Source organism: Corallococcus exiguus (genome assembly GCF_009909105.1).
In the GTDB taxonomy this organism is placed as follows: Bacteria; Myxococcota; Myxococcia; order Myxococcales; family Myxococcaceae; genus Corallococcus; species Corallococcus exiguus.
Genome location: NZ_JAAAPK010000002.1, coordinates 818,297 through 843,411, shown reverse-complemented (window position 1 = coordinate 843,411; position 25,115 = coordinate 818,297). Strand labels below are relative to the sequence as shown.

At 69.1% G+C, this 25,115-nt stretch carries 18 protein-coding genes; 9 read left to right on the top strand and 9 right to left on the bottom strand.

The features are described 5' to 3' along the window. Both GTZ93_RS09850 and GTZ93_RS09845 read right to left on the bottom strand, forming a co-directional pair. A complete protein-coding gene (locus GTZ93_RS09850) occupies nucleotides 1–906 on the bottom strand; it encodes a LysR family transcriptional regulator (RefSeq protein ID WP_139916158.1) in 906 nt (301 codons plus the stop codon). 78 nt (nucleotides 907–984) lie between these two features. Further along, nucleotides 985–1,890 carry a LysR family transcriptional regulator gene (locus GTZ93_RS09845; protein ID WP_139916159.1) on the bottom strand — a complete coding sequence of 302 codons (906 nt, stop codon included), beginning with the start codon at nucleotides 1,888–1,890 and terminating at the stop codon, nucleotides 985–987. Nucleotides 1,891–2,036: 146 nt separating this feature from the next. On the opposite strand from GTZ93_RS09845, the gene GTZ93_RS09840 reads away from it, so the two are divergent. Further along, nucleotides 2,037–3,080, top strand: coding sequence for an NAD(P)-dependent alcohol dehydrogenase (locus GTZ93_RS09840; protein WP_139916160.1), 1,044 nt, complete (start codon nucleotides 2,037–2,039; stop codon nucleotides 3,078–3,080). 1 nt (nucleotide 3,081) lies between these two features. Here the strand turns inward: GTZ93_RS09840 and GTZ93_RS09835 are convergent, their stop codons facing one another. Genes GTZ93_RS09835 through GTZ93_RS09825 form a run of 3 tightly spaced genes read right to left on the bottom strand, consistent with a single transcriptional unit; the run spans nucleotide 3,082 to nucleotide 7,338 of the window. Then, on the bottom strand, nucleotides 3,082–4,674 hold the full coding sequence (locus GTZ93_RS09835) for a DUF1501 domain-containing protein (RefSeq protein WP_139916161.1): 1,593 nt from the start codon (nucleotides 4,672–4,674) through the stop codon (nucleotides 3,082–3,084). 11 nt (nucleotides 4,675–4,685) lie between these two features. Further along, nucleotides 4,686–5,690: a hypothetical protein gene (locus tag GTZ93_RS09830; RefSeq protein ID WP_139916162.1), complete on the bottom strand. Its 1,005-nt coding sequence runs from the start codon at nucleotides 5,688–5,690 to the stop codon at nucleotides 4,686–4,688. Nucleotide 5,691: 1 nt separating this feature from the next. Beyond that, nucleotides 5,692–7,338: a hypothetical protein gene (locus tag GTZ93_RS09825; RefSeq protein ID WP_186820046.1), complete on the bottom strand. Its 1,647-nt coding sequence runs from the start codon at nucleotides 7,336–7,338 to the stop codon at nucleotides 5,692–5,694. A 506-nt stretch (nucleotides 7,339–7,844) separates the two neighbouring features. Between GTZ93_RS09825 and GTZ93_RS09820 the strand changes: the two genes are divergently transcribed. From GTZ93_RS09820 to GTZ93_RS09810, 3 genes are all read left to right on the top strand, one after another. After that, nucleotides 7,845–8,993, top strand: coding sequence for a right-handed parallel beta-helix repeat-containing protein (locus tag GTZ93_RS09820; RefSeq protein ID WP_306464235.1), 1,149 nt, complete (start codon nucleotides 7,845–7,847; stop codon nucleotides 8,991–8,993). Between the two features lie 145 nt (nucleotides 8,994–9,138). Next, nucleotides 9,139–10,017, top strand: coding sequence for an OmpA/MotB family protein (locus GTZ93_RS09815; protein WP_139923088.1), 879 nt, complete (start codon nucleotides 9,139–9,141; stop codon nucleotides 10,015–10,017). A gap of 191 nt (nucleotides 10,018–10,208) precedes the next feature. Next, nucleotides 10,209–10,991 carry a fatty acid desaturase family protein gene (locus tag GTZ93_RS09810; RefSeq protein WP_139923086.1) on the top strand — a complete coding sequence of 261 codons (783 nt, stop codon included), beginning with the start codon at nucleotides 10,209–10,211 and terminating at the stop codon, nucleotides 10,989–10,991. Here the strand turns inward: GTZ93_RS09810 and GTZ93_RS09805 are convergent. Then, entirely contained in the window at nucleotides 10,988–11,872 is an 885-nt protein-coding gene (locus tag GTZ93_RS09805) for an NAD(P)-dependent oxidoreductase (protein ID WP_139923084.1), read from the bottom strand. The two genes, GTZ93_RS09810 and GTZ93_RS09805, sit on opposite strands and share 4 nt — an antisense overlap. A gap of 184 nt (nucleotides 11,873–12,056) precedes the next feature. On the opposite strand from GTZ93_RS09805, the gene GTZ93_RS09800 reads away from it, so the two are divergent. Next, nucleotides 12,057–13,073 carry an alcohol dehydrogenase gene (locus GTZ93_RS09800; RefSeq protein ID WP_139923082.1) on the top strand — a complete coding sequence of 339 codons (1,017 nt, stop codon included), beginning with the start codon at nucleotides 12,057–12,059 and terminating at the stop codon, nucleotides 13,071–13,073. 173 nt (nucleotides 13,074–13,246) lie between these two features. Continuing rightward, on the top strand, nucleotides 13,247–14,683 hold the full coding sequence (locus GTZ93_RS09795) for a M28 family metallopeptidase (protein ID WP_315967318.1): 1,437 nt from the start codon (nucleotides 13,247–13,249) through the stop codon (nucleotides 14,681–14,683). Nucleotides 14,684–14,738: 55 nt separating this feature from the next. Here GTZ93_RS09795 and GTZ93_RS09790 read toward each other — a convergent pair whose 3' ends face one another. Continuing rightward, entirely contained in the window at nucleotides 14,739–14,936 is a 198-nt protein-coding gene (locus GTZ93_RS09790; RefSeq protein WP_126935654.1) for a hypothetical protein, read from the bottom strand. A 165-nt stretch (nucleotides 14,937–15,101) separates the two neighbouring features. Next, nucleotides 15,102–17,180: a sodium-translocating pyrophosphatase gene (locus GTZ93_RS09785; RefSeq protein WP_139920708.1), complete on the bottom strand. Its 2,079-nt coding sequence runs from the start codon at nucleotides 17,178–17,180 to the stop codon at nucleotides 15,102–15,104. Between the two features lie 593 nt (nucleotides 17,181–17,773). Between GTZ93_RS09785 and GTZ93_RS09780 the strand changes: the two genes are divergently transcribed. After that, nucleotides 17,774–21,286: a LamG domain-containing protein gene (locus GTZ93_RS09780; protein ID WP_161662753.1), complete on the top strand. Its 3,513-nt coding sequence runs from the start codon at nucleotides 17,774–17,776 to the stop codon at nucleotides 21,284–21,286. A gap of 22 nt (nucleotides 21,287–21,308) precedes the next feature. Here GTZ93_RS09780 and GTZ93_RS09775 read toward each other — a convergent pair whose 3' ends face one another. Continuing rightward, complete coding sequence (locus tag GTZ93_RS09775) at nucleotides 21,309–22,913, bottom strand: alpha/beta hydrolase (RefSeq protein WP_257979368.1); 1,605 nt, start codon at nucleotides 22,911–22,913, stop codon at nucleotides 21,309–21,311. A 278-nt stretch (nucleotides 22,914–23,191) separates the two neighbouring features. On the opposite strand from GTZ93_RS09775, the gene GTZ93_RS09770 reads away from it, so the two are divergent. Together GTZ93_RS09770 and GTZ93_RS09765 are read left to right on the top strand one after the other, a co-directional pair. After that, a complete protein-coding gene (locus GTZ93_RS09770; protein ID WP_139920714.1) occupies nucleotides 23,192–23,770 on the top strand; it encodes a hypothetical protein in 579 nt (192 codons plus the stop codon). 9 nt (nucleotides 23,771–23,779) lie between these two features. Then, nucleotides 23,780–25,030: a c-type cytochrome gene (locus GTZ93_RS09765; protein ID WP_257979369.1), complete on the top strand. Its 1,251-nt coding sequence runs from the start codon at nucleotides 23,780–23,782 to the stop codon at nucleotides 25,028–25,030. Nucleotides 25,031–25,115: the final 85 nt, after the last annotated feature.

Here is a 25,115-nt window from a genome sequence, read left to right as displayed (position 1 = left end):
TCACACGGCCTTGAGCGCCAGCTCGCGCGCCGCCTCGACGAAGAGTCGCAGCGGCGCGGAGCGCTGCGCACGGCTGGGATAGTAGAGGAAGAAGCCGGGCACGGTGGGCGCGTAGGCCTCCAACACCCGCACGAGCCGTCGCGTGCGGAGCCGCTCCGCCACCAGGGGCTCCATGGCATACGCCAGCCCCAGGCCCTGCTCCGCAAGGTCCAACGTCAGGTGACTGTCATTGCTGACCACGCCCCCTCGCACCGGAACGCGCCAGTTCCTGCGGCCCCGCTCCAGCTCCCATGCGTAGAGCGCCCCGGTGGAGCGCATGCGGAACGTGATGCACTCATGCTTCAGCAGATCCTCCGGGCGCTGGGGCGTACCGTGGCGCTCGAGGTAGCCGGGCGACCCCACCACCACGAAGCGGAACTCTCCCGTGAGGCGCACCTGGACCATGTCGCGCTCGATGGCTTCGCTCAGCCGCACACCCGCGTCGTAGCCCTCCGCCACGATGTCCACGAAGCGCTCCTCGATGACGACCTCCACCTCGATGCGCGGGTGACGCGCGCGGAAGGTGGGGACCACCGGGGTGATGATGTAGGGCACCGCCGCCCGCGGCACGGACAGCCGGACCCGGCCCACCGTCTCTCCCGGCCGCGCGGCCACCTCCCCAAGCGCGGCGATCGCCTGCCCCATCGCGGGTCCCGCGGTCTCCACGAGCCGCCTGCCCGCGTCCGTCAGCGCCACGCTGCGAGTCGTGCGGGTGAGCAGCACCACGCGCAGCTGTTCCTCCAGCTGTCGCACCGAATGACTCACCGCCGCAGTGGAGACGCCCAGCTCACGGGCGGCGCCGCTGAAGCTGCTCAGGCGGGCCACGACGAGGAACACCTGGAGCTGGGTGAAGGGTGCTGTATTCATTCGCGAGGACCCTCTTGGGCTTCACTGTTCAGCACGCGCCGCGAGGCTACGGACTTCCCTGCGCGGAGTCACCCGAGCTCACACGGCCTTGGCCGCCAGCTCCCGGGCCGCCTCGGCGAAGAGTCGCAGCGGCACCGAGCGCTGCGCACGGCTGGGGCAGTAGAGGAAGAAGCCGGGCACGGTGGGCGCGTAGGCCTCCAGCACGCGCACGAGCTTCCCGGTGCGCAGCCGCTCCTCCACGGCCGGCTCGAAGGCGTACGCCAGCCCCACGCCCTGCTCCGCCAGGGTCGCGGGCAGATGGATGTCATTGGTGACGACGCCGCCGCGTACCGGCACGCGCCAGTTCTTGCGTCCACGCTCCAGCTCCCACGGGTAGAGCGTTCCGGTCGTCTGCGAACGGAAGGTGATGCACTCGTGCTTCAGCAGGTCCTCGGGACGCTGGGGCGTGCCGTGGCGTGCGAGGTAGCCGGGCGCCCCCACCACCACGAAGCGGAAGGCCTCCGTGAGGCGCACCTGCACCATGTCGCGCTGGATGGACTCACTCAGCCGCACGCCCGCGTCGTAGCCCTCCTCGACGATGTCCACGAAACGGTCCTCGATGACGACCTCCACCTCCACGCGTGGGTGTCGCTCACGGAAGGTGGGGACCACCGGGGTGATGACGTAGGGCACCGCCGCCGTCAGCACCGTCAGCCGGACCCGGCCCACGGCCTCTCCGGGTTGCGCGGCCACCTCGCGGAGCGTGGCCAGCGTCTGTCCCACCGCCGGGCCTGCTCCCTCCACGAGCCGCCGGCCTACGTCCGTCAGCGCCACACTGCGCGTGGTACGCGTGAGCAGCACCACCCGCAGCTGCTCCTCCAGCTGCCGCACCGCCTGGCTCACCGCGGCCGTGGAGACGCCCAGCTCGCGCGCCGCACCGCTGAAGCTGCGCAGGCGGGCCACGGCGAGGAAGACCTGCAGCTGCGTGAAGGGCGCCGTATTCATTCGCGAGGACCGTACCCGAAGCCACTGTTAAGCACCCGTTAAGAGCCTATTGGCTCCTCGGGCGTAGTCATCCACGGGGCTGGCGCGTATCTCTCTTCGCACGTGAACGGGGCTCAACGGCCCCACTGCTCCTGGAAAGAAGACCCATGCCTACCGCCAACGCCTACGCCGCCACCTCCGCGAAGTCACCGCTCGGTCCCCTGGCCATCCAGCGCCGGGAGCTCGGCCCGCGCGACGTGCTCATCGAGATCAAGTACTGCGGCATCTGCCACTCCGACATCCACACCGTCCGCGGCGAGTGGGGCGCGGCGACCTATCCCCTGGTCCCCGGCCATGAGATCGCCGGCATCGTCGCCAGCGTCGGCGCCGAGGTGAAGAAGCACGCCGTCGGCGACCGCGTCGGCGTGGGCTGCATGGTGGACTCGTGCGGCGACTGCTCGTCCTGCCGCAAGGGAGAGGAGCAGCACTGCCTCAAGGGCATGGTCGGCACCTACGGCGCCACCGGGCGGGACGGCCAGCTCACGCAGGGCGGCTACTCCACCCACATCGTCGTGACCGAGGACTTCGTCCTCAAGATCCCCAAGGGCATCCCGCTCGACGCCGCCGCGCCGCTCTTGTGCGCGGGCATCACGACGTACTCACCGCTGCGCCGCTGGGGCGCGGGCCCCGGCAAGAAGGTGGCCATCGTGGGCCTGGGCGGCCTGGGGCACATGGGAGTGAAGTTCGCTCGCGCGATGGGCGCGGAGGTGACCGTCCTGTCGCAGTCGCTGAGCAAGAAGGAAGACGGCCTGCGGCTGGGCGCGCACCACTACTACGCCACCAAGGACCCGGAGACGTTCCAGAAGCTCGCGGGCACGTTCGACCTCATCGTGAACACGGTGAGCGCGAAGATCGACGTGGACGCCTACCTGTCCCTGCTGGCCCTGGACGGCGCCCTGGTCAGCGTGGGCGCGCCTCCGGAGCCGCTCTCCCTCAACGCGTTCTCGCTCTTCATGCCCCGCCGCGTGTTCACCGGGTCGCTCATCGGCGGCATCCCCCAGACGCAGGAGATGTTGGACTTCTGCGCCCAGCACCACATCGGCGCGGACATCGAGGTCATCCCCGCCAGCAAGATCAACGACGCCTACGAGCGCGTGCTCGCCTCCGACGTCCGGTACCGGTTCGTCATCGACACGTCGACGCTGAAGTAGCTCAGGACCTCACGACGCCGTCGAAGACGCCGTAGCCGCCGGGGATGAAGAAGTCCTTCCCTGGCTCCAGGCCGAAGGCGTTCATCACCGTCGCCGCGATGTCCTGCGAGCGTGGCGCACGGGAGCCGCGGCTCCCGTCCTCCTCCACCAGATCCACCGGTGCCCCCATCGGCGAGCCGTTCATCGTCTCGTCGTAGCCGCCGAGCATCTGGTTGCCCTGGATGCCTCCGCCGACGAGCAGCGCGCAGGTCGCCGGATGGTGATCGCTCCCCTGCTTCGGGAACGTCCGCCCGAAGTCGCTGTAGACATACACGAGCGTCTCATCCAGCAGCGACCGGGACGGGTCGGACCTGCTGGGGGTGAGGCTCATCTCGATGCACAGCCGACCCACCATCTCCAGCGCGATGCGCAGGTGGTTGGTGTGCATCTGCACGCCGTTCGCACTGTGGGTGTCGAAGGAGTTGTTGCTGAAGCTCGTGGCCCGCAGGTTCACCGACGTGACCAGGTCGGACTTCAGCAGCCGCAAGGCGAAGTCATAGGACCCCATCGACGGACCCGTGCCGCAGGCATCCGCGTAGCCGATGCACGCCGTCCAATCCACCGGGTAGCTCGGGTCCGCCTTGAGCTTCTCCCACGCCAGGGTGTTGCCCAACACGGAGAGGATGTCGCGGCGGATCGTCCGGCTCGCGCCCTTGTAGGTGTCATAGAGCTCCTCGAGCATCGCGTCCGTGCCGCTCGTGGACACGCCCCGCTCCGCGCGCAGCGCCTTCATGAGCGCCGCATCCACCGCCGTGACAGGCACCATCCCCGGAAGCGCCGAACCGTCGAAGGCCACATCCGGCATATCGCTGCGGGCGCGGAGCCCCTTCCAGGCGCTGTCGCGCTTGTCGGACAGCGTCGGCTCCACCGACGCCGCGGAGCGCAGCACCGTCGGGTTCGCCAGCGCGGGCAGTCCCAACGCGCTCGGAAGTTGACCGCCCAGGCTGACGTTGGGGATGGGCCGGTCCGGGAAGCGCTGAGCCATGGCGTTCGCGATGACGGCTTGCACCGCCGGGGCTCGGAAGCTCGCGCCCGCCACGCCGCACATGCTGGCGACGATGCCGCTCGTGTGCGCGGCCGTGTTCTGATCCGCGCCCACGAGCAGCGCGGCCTTCTCATAGAGCTTGTACGTGGGGTCCGCCCACGCATAGCCCCACGGCCGGTAGATCTGCTGGTTGTTCACGACAGGGTTCGTGCCCCGCGCGTCGGCGGGGTTCGCCCAGTTCCAGTAGATGGGCCCGCGCAGCCTGCGCACCGGCCCGGGCGCATCCAGGTCCACTGGCGAGCGGTCGAAGTTCTCCACCTGCTCCGGAAGGTAGCCCACGGGAATGACGCCGCCCTGCGCGGGGGGAATGAACTTGTTGATGCCGGCGCGGGACAGCGGGGAGAAGAAGCTCTCCCAGTGCAGACCTCCGTCCAGCCAGATGCCCAGGAGCTTGGTGGGGCGTCCCGAAGCGGGCGCGGCCGAAGCCGTGGACAGCCCGAAGCGCGCCATGAGTCCCAGTTGCGTGGCCCCGAGGGCCAGCTCGAACAGCTTGCGGCGAGAGAGCTTCATGGGGTGCCCCTTCAGTAGAAGATCCAGTGCGGGTGACGGATGAAGTACGAGCACACGCCCACCCAGGCGGGCTCGGTGTCCGTCGGTGTCGAGAGCGGCACGAAGACATCCGCGTAGAGCGCGTCCACCTGCGCGTCGGAGAAGCGCTCGCCCAGGAAGTGCAGGGACCAGCGGCGCAGCGTGGCCTTCACCTCCACGGGGTCCGCGGTGCGCTGCGTGCCCGCCGGGAAGAGCGCCACGTTGCCCGTCTTGGCCAGCGCCAGACGGCACCACCGCTGGGACACCTGCGTCAGCGTGAGCGCGAACGTGGGGGAGGCGCTCCGGTCCGACGAGGTCTGGTTCATCACCGAGCCTCCGCCCAGCCCATAGAAGCGCTCGGCGGGGGGCTGCTGCCGCGGGGCCGGCACGGCGTCCGGCGGCTGCAGCGGGTAGAGGTCGTCACTGCGCTGCTCCGCCATCGGGATGCCGAACTCCGTCGCGGAGGTGAAGAAGTCGTCGTGGCCGAGCCCCAGCTGCTGGTACAGCGCCCGCTGCACCTGGGTCGCGTTCATGCGGGTGATGCGCGACGCATCGGGGTCCGGGCGCTCGTCGCGCTGCTGCGCGGCGAGCCCCTGCACCCACGCGCGGACCTCCGCCACGGTCAGCGTCGCCGTGCCTTCCGAGACGAGCTGGGCGTAGGACTTCTCCCCGATGGGCATCTGCTTGAAGGCGGCATTGCCCCGGCCTTCCAGCAGGCGGATCAGCTCGCTGTCATCCGGGCTGCCCGCCTTCACCAGCCGGGCATCGGAGACCAGGAGGCTCTGGAACGCGTCCGTGGAAGCGAAGTACCCGCGCGCGCCCTGCGCGTGGCAGCCCTCACAGTGCGGCTTGAGGCCCTGCATGATGCGCACGGTTTCGGAGCTGGCTGGGGTGCCGCAGGCGTTCTGGGCCTGGGTGGTGGGATTGGACGCGGTGCCGTCCCTGCCGCACGCGAGCGCCACGGGAAGCACGAGCAGGAGGAGTGCGAAGCGGTTCATGTCAGCGCCCCCGCTGGAAGAGGTTGGACTGCGTGAGGGATTTGACGAACGGGCGGACCTTGCGGCCTTGCGCGATGAAGCGCGCCACCTGCGCGTCCAGGTAGCCCGCCTCCCGCGCCGGGTCGATGTCGCGTCCCAGCACCTGCGCATGGAGGTGCCGCACCACGCAGCGATCGAACGCCCCCGCCGCGACGATGAGCTTGGCGAAGCCGAGCGGGCCCACCGTCCCGTCCCCCACCTGCCCCAGCAGCGTCTGATCCGGAGGGAGGAAGTCGAGGAAGACGGCCTCGGGGTTCACCTGCTCCTGGGCCTCGGTGATGGGCGTGAGCAGCGTGTCGGCCGTGTACCAGCGGTTCCAGTGGCTGAACGGATCTCCGCCGTAGGGGTACACGCCCTTGCGCCACTGGATGGGCCAATGCCAGGTGGTGCCCACGCCGGGCATCAGGTACTTCGCGCCATGGCCCTCGGACGCCGAGCCCTGCTTCGCGAAGCGCTTGAAGTGGATGGCCGCGGGGTCGAGCCGGCGGTGGCAGTGCTGGCAGGGCCCTTCCGTGCCCGGGTCGCGGCGGTACTCGTTGAACTTCTGTCCCAGGGGCGGAGAGAGGACCTCGCACGCCAACGTCTCCAGGGCCCGCGCACCGCGCACGCGCTCGCGCGGATAGCCCGCGAGGAACCCGATGCTGGTGAGCATGCCCGCGGCCGGAATGCCCCGCGAGGGATCCGCCTGGATGCGAGGGTCGTAACGATAGTCGCGCTCGGCGAGGAGGAAGGGATTGCGCGCGGGGATCTGATACTCGCGCCAGGCGAGCGGATCCCCCGGTGCGTGTTCTGGATCCACCGGCTCCCCCAAGAAGCGCGACGGCCGCCACCAGGAGTCGTCGTCGAGCAGCCCGGTCGCGCCGCCCTCCAGGCCCTGCATCACGTACGCGGCCTGCAGCCGGGTGGGCGCGACGGAGTACGTGCCGAGGATGAGGTCCGTCACCGGCCGGTCGTGCCACGCGAGATGGGCGAAGAGGCGCGCGGGCTCCTCGGACACGAGCCGCCGCTGGCCGTGCTCGGCGTAGTGCAGGTAGTCCTCCCAGCCGGCGTACTGCTGGAAGTCGGCGTGGCAGCGCACGGCGTTGGGGCCGCAGCCGCAGGTGCCCACCGGACCGGCGGTGGCGCAGACAAGGGGCACGGGGGTGCCGTTGACGGATCCGGTGCCCGTGGCGGAGGTGTTGGCCGCGGCCCCCACCAGTGTCACCGTGGTGCCCGGCGCCCACCACGGCTCCACGGCGAGCTCCTCCACGGGCGTGCCATCCGCCTTCACCCCGCTGCAGGCGGTGTCTTCGCCCCGGAAGTACTTCCAGGCGCCGGCCTTCGCGGTGCCCGCGGGGCAGCGCTGGATGGACCGCTGCTGCTGCACGCCGTACTCCGGCGCGTCAGCGGTGCGAGGCACGAGCGGGATGTTGAACCAGTCGCGCGCCTGCTCGAACATCGTCCGGTAGAACGCGGGCTGCCCGAGCGTCGTGTCGACGAAGTGCTCCACGAAGGCCCGCTGCGAGGCGTCGTCGCCCGCGGCCTCGAGCGCGGCGAACTCCTCGTCCGTCGGGGGCGTCCCGCGCAGCGCGAGCGAGGCCCGCCGCAAGAGCCGGCTGGGGGCGAGCATGTCGTTCTTCTCGCCCGCGTCGGGGTCACCGGAGGGCGCAGGGTCCTCACACCCTGCGTCCGTCGAGCCTGACGGATCCACGTCATGATCAGCCGGCCCACCCACAACGCCGGTGCAGGCTGTCCACACGATGAGAATCAGGGCCCACCCGACGGAGCGTCGCCAGGTGCCAGGTGCCGTCGCGTCGCGCGAAGTCATGCGCCGCCGCAAAGGCAATGCGTGTGCCAGATACCCGACACTGCGGGGATTCCATCTCTCGCTCTGAGAAAGCGCGCGCGCCGCAATGAGAAACGCGATGAATGGCGATGGCTCTCCCCCACACAGTGAGGCCCGCGCCCCCCATTGTCACCCCGCCGAGCCTTCATGCTGTCGCCCTGCCAGCGGCGCGCTGCCACCCGTGGTCGAGATGATGCGGAGGGTGCTTTCCCTAGGATCTCCGCCGGTGACCGGACGTCTCCGGTCCAGGGGGAGCCAGAATGAAGCAGACACGCGGATTCGCCGTTGCCATGGCTGTGACCACCTTGCTCACGGGAGCGCCCGACGTCCTGGCCCGTGACACGGTTCCATCCAACGTGGAGCCCAAGGTGATCTTCACCACCGGCCACGCCGTCCGGTGCGGTGACACCCTCACCCAGCACACGCTCCTCACGCAGGATCTCAACTGCCCGGGCTCGGCGCCCTTCGCGCTCCGGGTCGTGGGCGCAGGCATCGTCCTCGACCTGGGTGGCCACACCGTGCGCCGCACCGGGACGACGACTACCGAAACACCGGGCATCGAACTCCAGGCCAACAGCATGGTGCGCAATGGCACGGTTCAGGGATTCGGCCGGGGCATCGCCACGCCTGAAGGCTCGGACGCTTCGAACGTGCGACTCCACAAGCTCGCGCTCGTCGACAACTACGTGGGTGTCTACAACGCTGCCACCACGAACTTCCTCATCACGGAGTGCCGCGTGAGCGGAAGCGTCACCGGGCTGAGCCGTGAGTTCGACGCGTCCAGCGGCAGCTTCGACGTGAGGTCGTCGGTGTTCACCGGCAACAGGCTCGCGATGCTCGCGGACTACCACGACATCGACGTGCTCGACTCCACGTTCACGTCCAACGAGAGCGTCATCTACTGCTGGGAAGGCCGCGTCCGCTTCAGGTCGAGCACGATCGCGTGGAATAACGCCGTGGGCTCGATCCCCAACGACGGTGACGGCCCCCGGGCCTGCGAGGAGATGCGCTTCGAGAACACGCTCATCGCGAACAACGCCACGATCGCGCCCTACTCGATTCCCGTCTGGGAGCCGTACAAGCTGTCGATGCTCGACACGCTGGTCGTCAACAACGGCACGGGGCTCCAGGCCACGGCCCTGACCGTCTACATCGACGGCAACACCTTCTATGACAACGCGGGCGGCCTGACCCTGTCCGACCGCGAAGGGCCCGCCGGTGGCACGCTCACGGGCATCGTCCGAGGCAACGAGTTCCTCAGCAACGACGGGGACGGCCTCCGGGTGGTTCCGCCCAGCACGCCCACGGTGATCAACAACGTCGCCCTGGGCAATGCGGGCTTTGGCATCTACGCGCCCACCGCCTTTGACGGCGGCGGGAACGTCGCGCGAAACAACACCGCGGGCGACTGCGTGGGCATCGTCTGCGCCATGTACTGACGTCCCAGCCCGTGGCGGCGCACTTCGGCTGTCCTGGCTGGAACAATTCACCTCCAGATACCTGCACACACCCGGGGCGCCTTGAGGCGCACCCGGGGCTTTTCACTAGCGTGGCCCGCGTCCATTCCACCCTGGAGGTCGCGACATGGAAGAGGAACGCGGAAGGGCCTGGGGGCCCTGGCTGGTGACGGCGCTGGTGGCGGTGCTCGCGGGTCTGGTGCTCTATCTGTCGCATCGCAGCACGACCCGCGCGGACGCGGAGGCGGCGGCTGCCACTGCCAAGGCGAACGAAGCAGAGACCGCGAGGCAGCAGCTGGAGTCGAAGCTGGCCGCGCTGGAGGCGGAACACACGAAGCTGACCACGGAGAAGGATCAGCTCAACACGGAGAAGGAGCAGCTCAGCCAGACGGTGCAGGAGCAGGAGGCGGAGCTCACCCGGCTGAAGGCCACCTACGAGGACCTCCAGGACAAGCTGAAGAAGGAGATCGCCGAGGGCGCCATCCGCCTGTCGCAGGACGGAGGCCGCCTCCAGGTGGACCTGGTCGACAAGGTCCTCTTCGATTCAGGCGACGCCAGCATCAGCACGCGCGGCCAGGAGGTCCTCACCCGCCTGGGCGGCGTGCTGTCCAAGGTGGATGACAAGCTCATCCAGGTGTCGGGCCACACTGACGACTCGCCGCCCACGCAGAAGCTCCAGGCCACCTTCCCCACCAACTGGGAGCTGTCCGTCGCGCGCGCCGTCAACGTCGTGCGCTTCCTCCAGGAGAAGGGCGGCGTGCCCGCGAAGCGCATGCTCGCGGCCGGCTACGGCGACACCCGGCCCCTGGGGGCCAATGCCTCGCCGCAGGGCCGTGCGCGCAACCGTCGCATCGAGCTGCTGTTGATTCCGGAGCTGGCCGCGAAGAGAAACACCGCCATCGCGAAAGCAGCGGCCCCCTCGAAGGCGACGCCCGTGAAGGGTGCTCCCGCGAAGGCGGCTGCCACGAAGCCTGCCGTCGGGAAGAAGTCCTCGTCCGGCCGGTAGAGGCGCGCGGGCAGTGTTCGGAGAGGTGGCGGGCCCTGCCTGCCCCTGTCCTGTCTTCTATCGATGAATCCGCCAGCTGATGCCCCGGAGGACCGCGTCCTGCCGAGGGGGAACAGGGCTTGTTAGAACAGCCGCGAGCACCTGGCCGTGGTGCTGTCGCTGTTCCCTCGTCGTCGGGTTTCGCCCTCGACATGGCACATCTGGAACTGCTGCGCAGCGTGAAGTGGAAGGACCTGCGGACGCTCTCGACGCGGGAGTTGCTGATTGAGAACAACCTGACCATTCCCTGGTTCGTGTTCTCGATGGTGCTGGCGTACTTCGAGCACTACGCGCTCGCCCTGCCCTTCTCCGCCTTCTACTTCCTCACGGGCCTGAGACAGGTGCACAACGGCTTCCACCGCGCCCTGGGTACGAACAAGTTCCTGACGTGGCTCACGCTGTATCTCAACAGCGTGCTGATGGTGGCCTCACTCCACGCGGTGAAGTTCAACCACCTGAGACATCACCGGTACACGCTGGCGGAGGGGGACTACGAAGGAAAGTCAGCGGGCATGTCGTGGTACGGCGCCATCCTGTACGGCCCCGTCCACATGTTCCTGATCCACAAGGTGACCCTCCAGAAGGGAGACACGAAGTACCGCTGGAACGTCCTCTTCGAGCTGGCCTCCATCGCCGTCTTCGTCATCGGCGTCTTCCACCTGCGGCTTCACTTCCTCATCTACCACGTCGGGGTGATGGTCCTTGGCGAGTGCCTGATGGCCTTCTTCGCCGTGTGGACCGTGCATCACGACACGCAGGACGACCCCACGATGGCGAGAACCCAGCGCACCGGCTGGAAGAACCTGCTCACGTTCAGCATGTTCTATCACCTGGAGCACCACCTCTTCCCGGCGGTCCCCACCATCAAGCTGCCGGAACTGGCGAAGCGACTGGACGCGGCGCTTCCCGAAATGCAGAAGCGTGGGACCTTCTAGGGAACAGCCGTCAGCGTGCGGAACACGGCGGGCAATTCCTGCGCACCCAGCCCCGCGCCCAGGGCCCGCCGGTAGTTCTCCAGCAACTCCCGGGGGAAGCGTGAGCTGATGCGGGCGTCGGTGCTCAGCCGGACGATGTGCTCGATGGCCGCGACATGGGTGTTGAGGCTGCACTGCTGGCCGGTGAAGTCGTTGCGCTCGATCATGTCCTGCGCGGCGTCCGCGGTGACGGAGATCAAGCCCAGGAAGGAGTTCTTCTGGGCGAAGAAGGCCTTCGGGTCCAGCCCCTCGGCCTGACACATCGCCGCGGCGTGGAGGACCGCCAGGGAGCCTCCGTAGTAGGCCTCGAGGATCGCGCAGTCGAGCGTCGCGGCGGAGCCGATCTTCTCGTCGACGTAGACGGAGTTCTTGGCGATGGCCTGGAGGGTCTCCTGGTGCCGCTCGAACACCGCTCGCGACCCGGCGTAGTAGACCGTCGCGTAGTCGGTGGCCACGAACGCGGGATAGGCGAGGATCGCCGCATCCAGGTAGTCCACGCCGTGGGCCCTCGCCCACTCCAGGCCTCCACGAGCGTCCGCCGGTGAGCCGCTGGTGAGCTGGACCAGCGTCGATCCAGAGAGTGCCGACGCGACGGCCGGCGAAGAAACCAACTCCGTCCACGCCGCGTAGTTGGACAGCGAGACGACCACGAGCGCCCGCCCGGTGACGGCCTCCACCAGGTTCTCGAACGCGACGGTGCCACCGCCCACGGCCCTGGCCTTGCCCGGCGTCCGGTTCCACACCGCGACGTCGTGCCCTGCCGAGGCGAAGGCCCGCGCCAGCGCGCTGCCCATGAGACCACTGCCAATCACCGCGAGCTTCGTCGAATGGATGGACGTCATCTTCACGCTCCTGTTGTGAGGCGCCCAGCCTCGAAGCGCGCGCACTCCACGTCAACCCGGACGCTTGCTGAACAATCATCCAGTCAGGGCCTGCTCTCCCTGCCCGCCCACCAGCCTGGCGTCCTCTCTCACTCCGTGTGCGCCCGCACCGCGTCATCCCCATCCCTCCCCCCGAGGAGACGCCATGGCCAGGACGATGAAGTCGGTGCAGGTGAAGAAGGCGGGAGGCCCGCTCGAAATCGTGGAGCGCGCGATCCCCGAGCCCGGTCCCGGGCAGGTCCGGATCGCGGTGGAGGCGTGTGGCGTCTGCCACAGCGATGCCATCACCAAGGAAGGCTGGATGCCCATCCAGTACCCCCGGGTGCCGGGCCACGAGGTGGTGGGCCGCATCGACGGGGTGGGCCCTGGTGTCACGGCCTGGAAGGAAGGACAGCACGTCGGTGTGGGCTGGCACGGGGGCCATTGCGGCCAGTGCGTCGCGTGCCGCAGCGGCGATTTCGTCACCTGTGAGAAGCAGCAGATCTGCGGCATCAGCTACGACGGTGGCTACGCGGAGTATCTGGTCGCGCCCCAGGAGGCGCTGGCCCGGGTCCCGGAGGGGATGAGCTCCGAGGATGCCGCGCCCCTGCTCTGCGCGGGCGTCACCACGTACAACTCCCTGCGCAACATGGGCGCGCGGCCGGGGGACCTGGTGGCGGTGCAAGGCATTGGCGGGCTGGGCCACCTGGCCGTCCAATACGCCAGCAAGTTCGGCTACCGGACCGCCGCCATCTCGCGCGGCGCGGACAAGAAGGCCCTGGCGATGGAGCTGGGCGCGCACGAATACATCGACACGGAGAAGGGCCCTGCCGCGGAGGCCCTCCAGAAGATGGGGGGCGCGCGCGTCATCATGATGACCGCTTCGAGCAGCAGCCTCGCGGGCGAGCTGGTCGGAGGCCTGGGACGCAACGGCACCCTGCTGCTGCTGGGCGCGGGCTCGGAGCCCATCCCCGTCAACAGCCTGTCCCTGATCACGAAGCGCACGCGCATCCAGGGCTGGCCCAGCGGCGTGCCCCAGGACTCGCAGGAGGCCATGGCCTTCAGCGCGCTCGCGGGCGTGCGCTCGCGCAACGAGGTGTTCCCCCTGGACCGCGCCGCGGAGGCCTACGAGCGGATGATGAGCAACAAGGCCCGCTTCCGGGTGGTGCTCAAGATGCGCTGAAGCCTTGGCGGGACTCGTGCTTGCCGGGGAGCGGCCGGGGTGGGGATGCTTGCGCCATCCTCTTCCCCGGTGCCCTCCGCATGTCCCCTTCCCGTCCATTCATCCGCCTTGCGGCGCTGTCCCTCGCCCTGGCCCTCCCGGTTCCCTCCAGGGCCGAGGAGGCACCGCCTTCCGTGCGCGAGCGCGAGGCCGCGCTGCTCATGGGGAGCGTGCTGGGGGCAACGCCCATGCTCGAGGACCTGCGCTCGCTGGTGGATGAAGTGGGCGGGAGGGCCACGGGCTCCGAAGCCAACCAGCGCTCCGTGTCATGGGCGTTGGAGCGCTTCCGCGCCGCGGGCGTGACGGCGCGCGCGGAGCCCTTCCGCATGCCGGCGCTGTGGCTGGAGCGCGCCGCCACCGCGTCCGTGCAGGGCCAGGACGTGCGCTTCGCCCCACGCGTGGCCGCGATGCCCTTCTCCACCGCCACGCCCAAGGGAGGCCTCACCGCGCCGCTGTTGGACGTGGGCCGAGGCACCGAGGCGGACTTCAAGCGCCTGGGCACGAAGGCACGGGCCGCATTCCTGCTGGTGGAGACGGACGAGCTCAAGGACGTCGACGGGCTCTTCCGTGAGTACGACATGGCGGATGGCATCGAGTCCCGCGCGTTCGCCGCGGGCGTGGCCGGCATCGTCTACATGGGCAGCCGTCCGGGCAACCAGCTCTACCGGCACAGCGTCTCCGTGGGCCCCAGGAACACCCGCCCCATGATGGTGATGGAGCGCGACGGCGCGAAGCGCGCGCTGCGGCTCTTGCGCACCGGCAAGGTGCTGAACCTCACCGCGGCGCTGGACCTGCGAACGGGCGGCCCCTACGAGGCACGCAACGTCATCGGAGAGATTCGCGGCACCACGCATCCCGACGAGGTCGTCGTGCTGGGGGCCCACCTGGACAGCTGGGACCTGGGCGGCGGCGCGCTGGACAACGGCGCCAACGTCTCGATGCTGATCGATCTCGCCCGGCAGATGCAGCGCCTGGGCTTGAAGCCCGCGCGCACCCTGCGCTTCGCGCTGTGGAACGGCGAGGAGCAGGGCATGTACGGCTCGGCCGGCTATGCGCGCACGCACGCGGCGGAGTTGGATCGGCACACCCTGGCGCTGTCGGTGGACATCGGCTGCGGGCGCATCACCGGCTTCTACACGAACGGCCGGCCCGCGCTGGTGCCGCTGGTGGATCAGGCCCTGAAGCCGGTGGCGGGCCTGGGACCCTTCACGCAAGTGGACGTGCCGGTGGTGGGCACCGACAACTTCGACTTCATGATGCACGGCGTGGCGAACCTCATCGCCAACCAGGAGCCGGCCACGTACGGGCCCAACTACCACGCGCGCTCGGACGAGTTCGACCAGTGCGACGCGCGCACGCTGCGCGCCAACGCGGCCGTGGTGGGCGCGCTCGCGTGGGGTTTCGCCACCATGGAGGAGAAGCTGCCCCGGCAGAGCCGCGCGGAGGTGGAGGCGCTCGTGCGCGACACCGACCTGGGCCAGCAGATGAAGTCGTTCAACGTCTGGGAGGAATGGACCGCCGGAACCCGGGGGCATCCCCTCGAAGGGAAGCCCGCCCCGGCACCGCGCTGAAGCAGGCAGCCATCCGGGCCCCAGGCCGCTCACCTGGGGACCGTGACGGCCAGGCTCAGAGGGCCGGCTGCTCCTGATGCATCCGGGCCTCCACCTGCCGCTGGATGACCAGGAGCTGGTCGAGCCTGCTCTTCAGCTCCTCACGCAGCTCGAGCTTGTCGGTGCGGACGATCTCGTCCCGCAGCGCATCGGCGCTTTCGGCCAGCACGGCGTCGAGCAGGTGAATCTGCTGCTGGGAGAACTCCAGGACCATGGGACACCTCATCGTCAGGAGAACAGCGAGCGGCACACATTACGAAGTGTAAGCACGCGCTCGCCCACCGCCCTCTGACGCGGCCGACATTGCCTGGCCGGGTGTCTGGTCTCCTACACCCAGGGTGCGGCGCCCGAAGCCGGGTGGCCGCACCCCAGGGACGGCTCAGCGCAGCGCGATGAGCGAGGCCACGAGCAGCGACACGACGCTCATGACCTTGATGAGGATGGCCACGCCCGGGCCGGAGGTGTCCTTGAAGGGGTCGCCCACCATGTCGCCGACGACGGCGGCCTTGTGGACGGCCGAGCCCTTGGCGTGGCCCGGCAGCTTGCCCTTCTCGATGAACTTCTTGGCGTTGTCCCACGCACCGCCCGCGTTGGCCATGTAGAGGGCCATGGTGGCGCCGACGACGAGCGCACCGGCCAGCAGGCCCGCCAGCGCGCCAGGGCCCAGCAGGTAGCCCACCAGCGGCGGGGCGACGATGGCGATGAGGCCCGGGAAGATCATCTCGCGCAGGGCGCCCCGGGTGGCGATGTCGACGATCTTCTTGGGGTCCGGCTCGGCCTTGAGCTCCATCAGGCCGGGGATCTCACGGAACTGACGGCCAATCTCCTCCACGATGGCGCCGGCGGCGCGACCCACCGCGAGCATGGTGGAAGCGCCCACCAGGAACGGGAGGATGGAGCCCAGCAGCATGCCCACGATGACGTTCGGGTTGGTCAGCTCCAGGCTCATCTCCGCCATGCCATTGGCGAGGCGCGTGTGGTTGACCTCCAGGTTGAACGCGGAGAACAGCGCGATGACCGTGAGGGTCGCGGAACCGATGGCGAAGCCCTTGCCGATGGCCGCCGTGGTGTTGCCCACCGCGTCCAGTTCGTCGGTGATGGCGCGCACTTCCGGGCCCAGGCCGGACATCTCGGAGATGCCGCCCGCGTTGTCGGAGATGGGGCCGTACGCGTCCACCGTCATCACGACGGCCGTACCGCCCAGCATGCCCACCGCCGACAGCGCGATGCCGTACAGGCCGAGCGCGCGGTCCGCGATGTACGCCACCAGGGCGATGGTGGCCATGGAGATGCCCACGCTCTCCATGCCGACGGCGAGGCCGCGGATGAGGTTGGTGCCCGCGCCCGTGATGGAGGCCTCCGCGATGCGCTGCACCGGCGTGGACGACGTGTAGTAGTCCGTGACGAGGCCGATGATGGCGCCGCCGAAGGCACCCGCCGCCAGCGCGATGGTGATGTCCTGGGACAGGCCGAACACGTTCATCAGCACGAACGACAGGCCCACCAGGATGACCGGGGGCATGATCAGCGCGCTGCGCAGCACCTGCGCGGGGTTCATGTGCTTGAGCGCGCGGGCGATGAAGATGCTCAGCAGGCTGACCACCAGGCCGATGGCGGACAGCACCAGCGGGAGGATGACGCCAGCCAGCTTCGCGTTGGGCGTCGCGTTCGTGTCCACCACGAGGCGGGCGAGCTCCGTCGAGTTGGCGGTCAGCGCGATGGCCATGGCGGCGACGATGGCGGCCACCATGGACTCGTAGATGTCCGCGCCCATGCCGGCCACGTCGCCCACGTTGTCACCCACGTTGTCGGCGATGACGCCGGGGTTGCGCGGGTCGTCCTCGGGGATGTTCTCGATGACCTTGCCCGCGATGTCGGAGCCCACGTCCGCGGCCTTGGTGTAGATGCCGCCGCCCACGCGCGCGAAGAGCGCGATGGAGCTGGCGCCCACGGCGAACGAGTGGAGGATGGGGGACAGCTCCGGGCTGGAGCGGAACGCGTAGTAGACGACGCCCATGCCGATGAGGCCCAGGCCGGCGACGGCGAGGCCCATCACGGCGCCGCCATCCAGGGCGACGAGCAGCGCGTTCGGCTTGGAGCCGGTGCGCGCGGCCTGCGCGGTGCGCACGTTCGCGAACGTCGCGGCCTTCATGCCGATGTAGCCCGCGAGCAGCGACAGGAACGCGCCCGCCACGAAGCTCGCGCTGGCGATCGGGCCCAGCGCCAGGCCGATGATGATGGCGACGACCACGCAGTAGACCGCGAGCACCTTGTATTCGCGGACGAGGAACGCCATCGCGCCTTCGCGGATGTAGCCCGCGATGCGGTTCATCGTCGCGTCACCATCCGGGAGACCCTTGACGCGGAAGTAGAAGAACGCAGCGAAGAGCAGACCGACGGCGCCGATGACGCTCGGTGCGATCGCCCAGAATTCAGATTCGAGACTCGACAACTCCATCCGTTCCTCCAGAGCAGTCCCGGGGGCCCCTGACCGCTCACCCTGCGGATCGCTCGCATGCCGCGCGAAATGTGCGGAGGCCTATACGTGATTTCAGGGCAAGCGGGGAGCCTCCTCGGAGCAGTCGCCCCCACCGGGGTCCTTGACGCGGGAGGGCCCCCGGGCCCGCCAGGGGGACCGCCGGGGCCTGTTGAGTGAATCGAAGTACCTGGATTCACTGATGATTCACCGCGATTCAGGGGCCGCCGTGAGGGTCGGAGCGCCCCTTCGCCATGCCGGGGGTTGCTGTCTTTTCGCCCGGTGGGTGTGCCAGAAGCCGCGGCCATGGGCATTCGCTTGGGGCTCCTCGGGTTGTCCGGCGGGCGCTGCGGCTGGCCTGGGGCGCGGGCTTCGACCCGCCGGGCACGGTGGACTTCATCGTGCCCGGCAATCCCCGCGACCTGGAGGAGTTCACGGACGCGCGCTACGGCGGCTTCGCCAGACATACGCCCGACGGCCCGCGGAAAGTGCGTCCCCGCCCCGGCCGCGTCGTCGACTCAGTCGCTATAGCCCCAGTTGACGGAAGGCTGCGTGAGACAGCTACACCGCGTCTCATGCATCCTCACCCCGCGTCTCGAATTCCCTGGCGGGCCAGCGCCCTGGCCCTGCTCTGCATCAACGTGGCATGTGATTCATTGCCTGCCGCGGAGCCGCCTCCACCCTCGTCGCTCGCCACGTCCGAAGCCCGGCTGGACCCGCCGACGCAGTTCCGCGAAGTGGCCTTCGTGGGCACCGCCGCGTGTTCCAACGACTACAGCCGCATCGACAACTGTTACAACGCGGAGAACCCCCAGCGCCCCAGCATCTTCCGCGAGCTGTCGGCGGCGTGGCGCCCCTATCGCGACTCCAGCGCCACGCCGCTGTCCGTGCGCCCCTCGGCGCTCACCGGTGTGATGCAGCCGTTCCCTCCGTTCGAATACGACAACGGATGGAGCGCGCCGCGCACACCGGAGACCGCGGACGCGTCCCAGGCCATCCAGGTGATGCCCTTCAACCGGGGCAGCAACGACGGACGGCTCTTCGTGCGCGGCGGCTGCCGTGGCTGCGCCGAGGGCTCCACGCTCTACACCTTCCGGCCGGAGCTGCTGGGCCCGGACTTCCGCTACGACTTCGCCCAGAAGGGCACCCGCTACGTGCAGCCCACATGGCAGCCGGGGCTCCATCCCTTCGTCGCCTTCAACCCGATGCCCGGCTACAGCCGGCTCGCGGCGAAGAACAACAATGACTTTCCGGACATGCTCCACAGCACGCTGTGCGAGGACTCCGTGTCGTCGCTGAACGCGGGGGGCCGAGGCCGCAACCCGCTGGCGTGCCGGGCCCGCTACGAGTCCACTTCGCCGTGGGTTTCCGGGGACTGCTACGACATCTCCCTCGTCTACGGAATGGTTGCCTCCGACGGGAAGCGCTGGGAGCTGCGCTCGACGGCGCTCACCGTCTTCGTGCGCAATCCCAAGCTCGCGACGGCGGGTGACTCCGTGGGCGGCGGCGTCCAGAACTGGGGCCTCTGGGTCTACCCGCGCAACCCCGAAGGCGAGTCCAAGTCCCTGCCCACCTGGGACCTGCCGCCGTTCCGCCCGTTCAACGTCCACGACTCCAACTGGGGAGACATGAGCACCGGCTCCACGTACAGCGTCCCCGGGGCGCCGGACACCATCGACTGGATCCGGCTGTTCACGCAGAACGCCAGCTTCCAGTGCTACGTCCCCAAGAAGATCTTCGGCTTCACCTACTACGTCCGCAACACCGCCGCCACCGCACCCAAGTGGTGCCAGTTCTTCGACCGGCAGAGCTTCGCGGGTGACCTGAAGGTGGAGGACGACGAGGACGCCGTCATCGGCAATGGCTCCACCTGGAACGGCGTCATCGGAAACGGGCCGGATGAGAAGCACCTGGCGATGTTCGAGCCCGCGACCAGCGGCGATGGCCGGATGCTCATCCTGAACATGGGCGGCCTCTTCTACGCGTCCTCGGACGCCATCTGCCAGGCCGCGACCTGGAGTCACTTCAAGCCCATCAGCATGATGCCCATGGACCCCGCGGTGAACACCCGCTACGAGCTGGCCCGCTCGCAGGTCATCAACGGCCAGCCGCGCAACTTCCGCGACACGATGGGCAACCCCATCCCCTTCGGCGTGCGCAACCAGGGCGCGTACGCGTGGCTGGACCGCGAGGGCAAGAACCTGTTCTTCGCGGCGAAGAACAACCCCCATGACGGCTACTACGCGCGACAGGTGGTGAGGGAGGATCGCTCCGCGCCCGTCTCCTACCTCGATGCGCTGTGGAGCGAGCCCGCGTCCGACGCGGACCGGGCCCGCTTCAACCCGGACCGCGCGCCGGCGCAGGCCATCAGCGTGCTGGGGGCCTGGACGCACGGCAAGGCCGTCATCCTGGACAACGGCATGAGCATCACCGACCTGGGGGGCAACAGCGAGGACCGCTACCAGCGCACCTATTCCCTGCGCCTCTACGCGGGCGCGGACCTGTCCCTGTCGCCCAAGGGCAGCTCGCAGCTGTTCTCGTTCGAGAACCAGCTCAACACCTTCAATGCCTTGCGGCCCACGCTCCCGTTCGACGTGGTGTGGAACTTCCAATCCAACACCCAGCGCAACTCCGAGGTGGCCTTCGACGACTACCTCAACAAGCGCGCCTTCGTGGTGGCGCACATGAACGCGGCCATGCGCATGGACGTGTCTCCGGAAGGCCCGCTGCGCGCGGAGACCTTCCCGCAGGATGGCTTCATGCCCACCCGCAACGCGTGGGCCTACGTGCGCGGAGGCGACATCGCGGACTTCAAATTCATGCGCAATCCGCTGGCGCAGAACGCGGCCACGGGCAGCCCGCTGTTCGGCACGGATGGGCCGCAGCCCCCCGCCTCCGTGCGGCTGCGAGGCGGCGCGCGCATCGAACCGGTGGCCCTGGGCGGCGTCAGCGGCAAGGGCGTCTGGCTGGATGGCCGCAACGACTTCATGGACATGGGCTACCCGGTGGACGGCTCGCGCCGCGACTGGCTGTTCGGCATCTGGCTGGACTCCCGGATGGATCCGCCGTTCGTCCCCCGGCCCGGCGGCGTCTCACGCACGGTGCCTCGCACGCTGTTCTACTTCTCCGACAACTCATGGGTGGGCCTGGTGCAGGCCGTCGACGGCTACTCCAACACGTGGCACGAGCTCACCGGATACAACGGCCAGACGGGCTCCACGTTCACCGTCAACCTGGGTTCGCTGGTGCAGCCCGGCAAATACTTCCACTTCGGCATGAAGGTCTACACCCTCGCCGGGCAGCGGAAGCTCACGTTCTACATCAACGGCACGGCGCACTCGTCGCTGACCGTGGCGCCCTACGACGTGGGCTTCGACCCGATGTACAACTCCATGAATGGCTGGACGTGGATGACGGTCGGCGACCCGGGTCCCGACTTCGTCCGGGGCCAGACGCGGCTGCCCTTCCATGGCTGGGTGGACGAGCTGCGCATCTACGCGCTCTCCCCCGGGGATTCGGTGCGGCCCTGGGTGGAGGAGCTGCTGTGCAACCAGGCGCTGGGAACGACCGTGGACCTGACCTACCGCGCTTCGGAGGTGTACTCGCCGGTGCTGGAGACGCTGCGCTCACGTTCGTACCAATACCCGCTCTCGTCGGGCCGGGTTCTGTGTGAGCAGCTGCGGCTGCAGTCCTACGTGGAGCCGCTGGACTACCCGGCCCAGTCGGGCGAGCACCTGTGCATCGACCGTGTGCACAAGAACCCTCATTCCGTGCAGCAGTGGCGCGAGCGCTGTCTGCGGACGTCGATGATGGCCATGCCCCATCTGGAGGCCGATCTGCCTCGCCCGGACTCCAGCAGCAACGCCTTCTGTCAGTCGTGCCACACGTCCAGCGCGCCGCTCCCGGGCTTGCGGATGGGTGCCCTCACCGCGGGCGGCGTCAACCGCTACCAGGATCCACGCCGCCAGCCGATGAACGTTCCGGCGGTCCTGGGCGGAGCCGTGCCGCCCTGGCTGCTCGTGCGCATGGACCAGCCTGACGGCACCTTCACGCTGGATCACCACTTCGACTGGCTCGACGCGCCGTGAGCGCGGTGGGGCCTCCTTCCGCTCAGTCGTTCTTCGATGCATCCCGCGCGAGGAGGAGGTCCCGCAGCCGTGCCGTCTGGTCCGCGCTCCAGCCTTCGGGCCGCAGGAGCGCGGCCCAGCCGTCCACGTGCTCGGCGGTGTAGACGTGGCCGTGGCCGGCGGGCACCTCCATGCCCAGGGGCAGGTCCGCCGTCACCTGCCAGAACGTCACGAAGGGGATCCACACCATCTGCCCCAGGACGTCATCGCCTCGCGGCTCGCGCAGCCAGTCTGGCCGCTTCACCAGGAGGTGGGGACTCCACCAGATGATGGGGTCGGAGGGATGCAGCAGGTACAGCACGCGCGAGTCTCCCCACGGCGCGGTCGCGGGAGGAATGTTCGTCCCCGGCCGGCGGCTGAAGCGGACGATGCGGCCCTGCCGGTAGATGGGCTCCACTTCGGGGCTGCCCGGATCCCGGTGGTCGGTGAACGCGCGATACAGGGTGTTGAAGTTGGGCGGCCCCACGAAGAGTACTCCGTCGGTGCGGTTGGCCAGGTCCCGCTCGCCGCTGAATGCCGTCTCCCCGCCGTAGGAGCCCAGGCTCTCTCCGAACACGAGCAGCTTCGGGCGTTTGCCGGGAGGAAGCCGCGACCAGCGCTCATGGACTTCGTCGAAGAGCGCCCGGCCTGATTCCCGCGCCCGCGCTTGATCCACCAGGACGGAGAGCCACGACCACAGATGCGAGTACTGCATGGCGACGATCGCGGAGTCACCACCGGTCATGTACTCGAACGCGTCCACGGCCTCCGGCACCACCCAGCCACTGCCCGTGGTCGTCACCACCAGCAGGTACGCGCGGTCGAAGCCGCCAGCCCGCTCCAGGTCGTCGACCGCGAGCGCCGCGCGGGCCTCCGCATCCGGCGCGGAGGCGTAGCCCGCGTACGCGCGAATGGGCTCCTTCACCGCCGTGCCATGGAAGCGGGAGAGCTCTTCGACCGAAGGCCCGCGTCCGATGAAGTTGCGCCCTTCCCTTCCCAGGGAGTCCCACGGGATGCGCGAGCCCGCGCCTCCGGAGCGCAACGCGGTGCTCGGCGGGACCACGCCTTCGTCGGTCATCGTGTCCTGCACCTCCAGGGTTCGGTCCGCCGCTGCGATGAGCCCGTCCCAGAGCAAGCCGCTGGCCACCAGCGCGGTGAGCACCACCACGGCCAGTCCGCTCGTCGCCCGGGCCGCGCGAGGCCCGATGTGTCGTGCGAGCCGCGTGGCCAACGCGCGGGACACGCCCCGCAGGCCACGCCCCACGGCGATGATCACGAAGAAGAAAACCGCCGCGACGAAGGGAGCGAGCAGATATCCCGCGCGGCCCGGTGAGGGCATGCCCATGAGCTCCCGCAGGCGCTGTTGCCAATGCCAGCCGAGCACCAGCGCGCCCGCCAGCGCCACGGCGGCCACGATGAAGAAGCCCTGCCATGCGCGACGACCGGGCGTCCTCGCGGGGCGGTCCGCGAACTCGCGCCACAGCCAGGCACCCAGGCACCCGAGCCCATAACCGATGGCCGCGCTGAGGCCGCTGACGAAGCCCTGGAACGGCCCGCTGCGCGGCAACAGGGACGGAGTGAAAGCCAGACAGGCGAAGAGGAGCGCCACCCAGGCCCCCGGCAAGGTGTAGCGGAGCCAGCGAGGCCAGGCCCTGCTGGCACGTCTGGCATGGCTCGCTGCGACAGGTTGCTCGGCGTGGGTGAGGAAGTGCTCCATTCGAACTCCCCTCGGGTGCGCCGGCTCTCCAGAACGCACTCCAAAGGGTAGGCCCCATGACCGCTCCCCGGCAGCGTGCGCACGCCGTGCCGGCTCCGCGACTGCCAATGGGTTCAGCCGCCAGGTGGGCCCACTCGCACTCGCGGCGACGTGCCTGATAGCCTCACCGGATGCTTCCCCGCGCCCTTGCTCCCATCCTCTTCGGTGCCTCGGTCCTGTGGCCGCTGCATGCGCTCGCATGCATCAATTCGATGGACACCGCGGCGAGGGACTTCAATCTGCCCTTTTGGGGCGAGCTGTTCCTCTGGACCGTGGGCGCGGTGGTCATGAACCGCGTCGTCGTCCACAACGTCTGGGCACCGACCGTGAAGGGACAGCCCCAGCCGACGGCCGCGCGGCGGAACTTCTTCCGGGTCGTCGGTGTCGCACTCGTCCTGTTGCTGGCTGCATCCTGGGTGGGCGGAAGTTTCATGGACGTCAGCAATTGGGCTCTCTCCCATTGCGCGATGAGCATTCCCGGGGTCGCCGTGCTGGTGGCCAGCCCCATCCTGCTCTTCGTCCTGCAAGCCCTCTTCTTCCACGGACCGGGCCGGCGGTTTTGTGGCACGAAACGCAAGGCCATCATGAGCCTGGTGCTCACGTCGGCCGTACTGGTGCTGGGGTTGGGGATGGCCCGAGAGTCCATCATCTTCCCGGAGCTCCTCTGCCACAACGTACGGCTCAGCTACTGGTCCTCCTCCTACTACTGAGCGACCCTCGTGGCGTTGCGCGTCCCTACCCTCGGCACCCTGGCCGGCGTCGCGCTCGTCGTGGCCATGGCCGGTGGTGGCTACGTGCTTGTCCGCGACGCGGACGTGCTGGCGTTGCGCCTCCAGACGCGCGTGCTCGCCCCCACGAAACACTCACCGTCGACGCCACGGGAGGCCGTGGAGCATTTCCAGTGCAATCGCTGTCACGTCGTCCCCGGGCTCGAACCGGTGTCCGCGCGTCTGAGCGAGAACTGCGTCACGTGCCACCAGGCCATCAGCGCCGGACGGATGGACCCCTGGTACAAGCAGGCGGAGGTCGAGCGATGGAAGAGACACATCACCCACCTGGTGAGGACCCCGGACCTCGGCTCGCTGAGCCAGCGGGTCAAGCGCGAGTGGCTCGTCTCCTGGCTCCAGGCGCCGCACGTGGTGAGGCCGCTCTACGGCGCCACCATGCCCCGGATGAAGGTGGGCCCGAAGGACGCGGAGCTGCTCGCGGACTACTTCGCGGTGACCGAGCAGGAGTCGGAGGAACCCGCGCGAGGTGATGTGGAGGCGGGCCGGGCGCTCTACGCGGCGCACCCATGCGCGAGCTGTCACTACCGGGGGGACTTCCCGCTCGCGTCCCTGCGCTACGGCGCGCCGGAGTTCCACAGCGACTCGTCCCGGAGGCGGGCCCCGGATCTGGTCCACGTGCGCGACCGCATGTCCCTGGCGCAGCTGCGGAACTGGCTGACGGATCCGCACCGCATCCTCCCTGACACGGAGATGCCCGCCTTCTCGTTCACGCCCAAGCAGGTCGAGGATCTGGCGGCCTTCCTGCGCGAGCCCCTGCCGAAGGTGGCGGCAGCGCCAGTCCCCCGCTACCAACCCCGGAGGCTGGATCGCGAGGTCCATTATCCGGAGGTGGCGCAAAAGCTCTCACGGCACCTCTGCTTCCACTGCCACTCCGACATGCGGCGGCCCGGAGATCAGGGGCCTGGGAACACGGGCGGGTTCGGCTACGACGGTGCCTCGCTCGACATGGCCACGCGGGCCGGCATCGTCCGGGGCATCCAACGCGACGGCCAGTTTCGCGGGCTCCCGGATCGACTGGAGGACGGGACGCCACGGCTGGTGGCCGCGCTGCTCGCACGGCAGGGGGAGCTGGACGGGCACTTCCAGCCGGGAGTGCTGGGCATGCCCCTGGGCCTGCCGCCCATTCCCGAAGAGGAGATCGATCTCATCTTCACGTGGATTGAACAGGGCGCGCCCGAATAGCTCGAGAGCGGATTCGCACCCCGCCTCTGAGTATTCCCCCTTGGCTCGCTTTCCATGGACTACCCTGGCCATGGGGATGAACCCG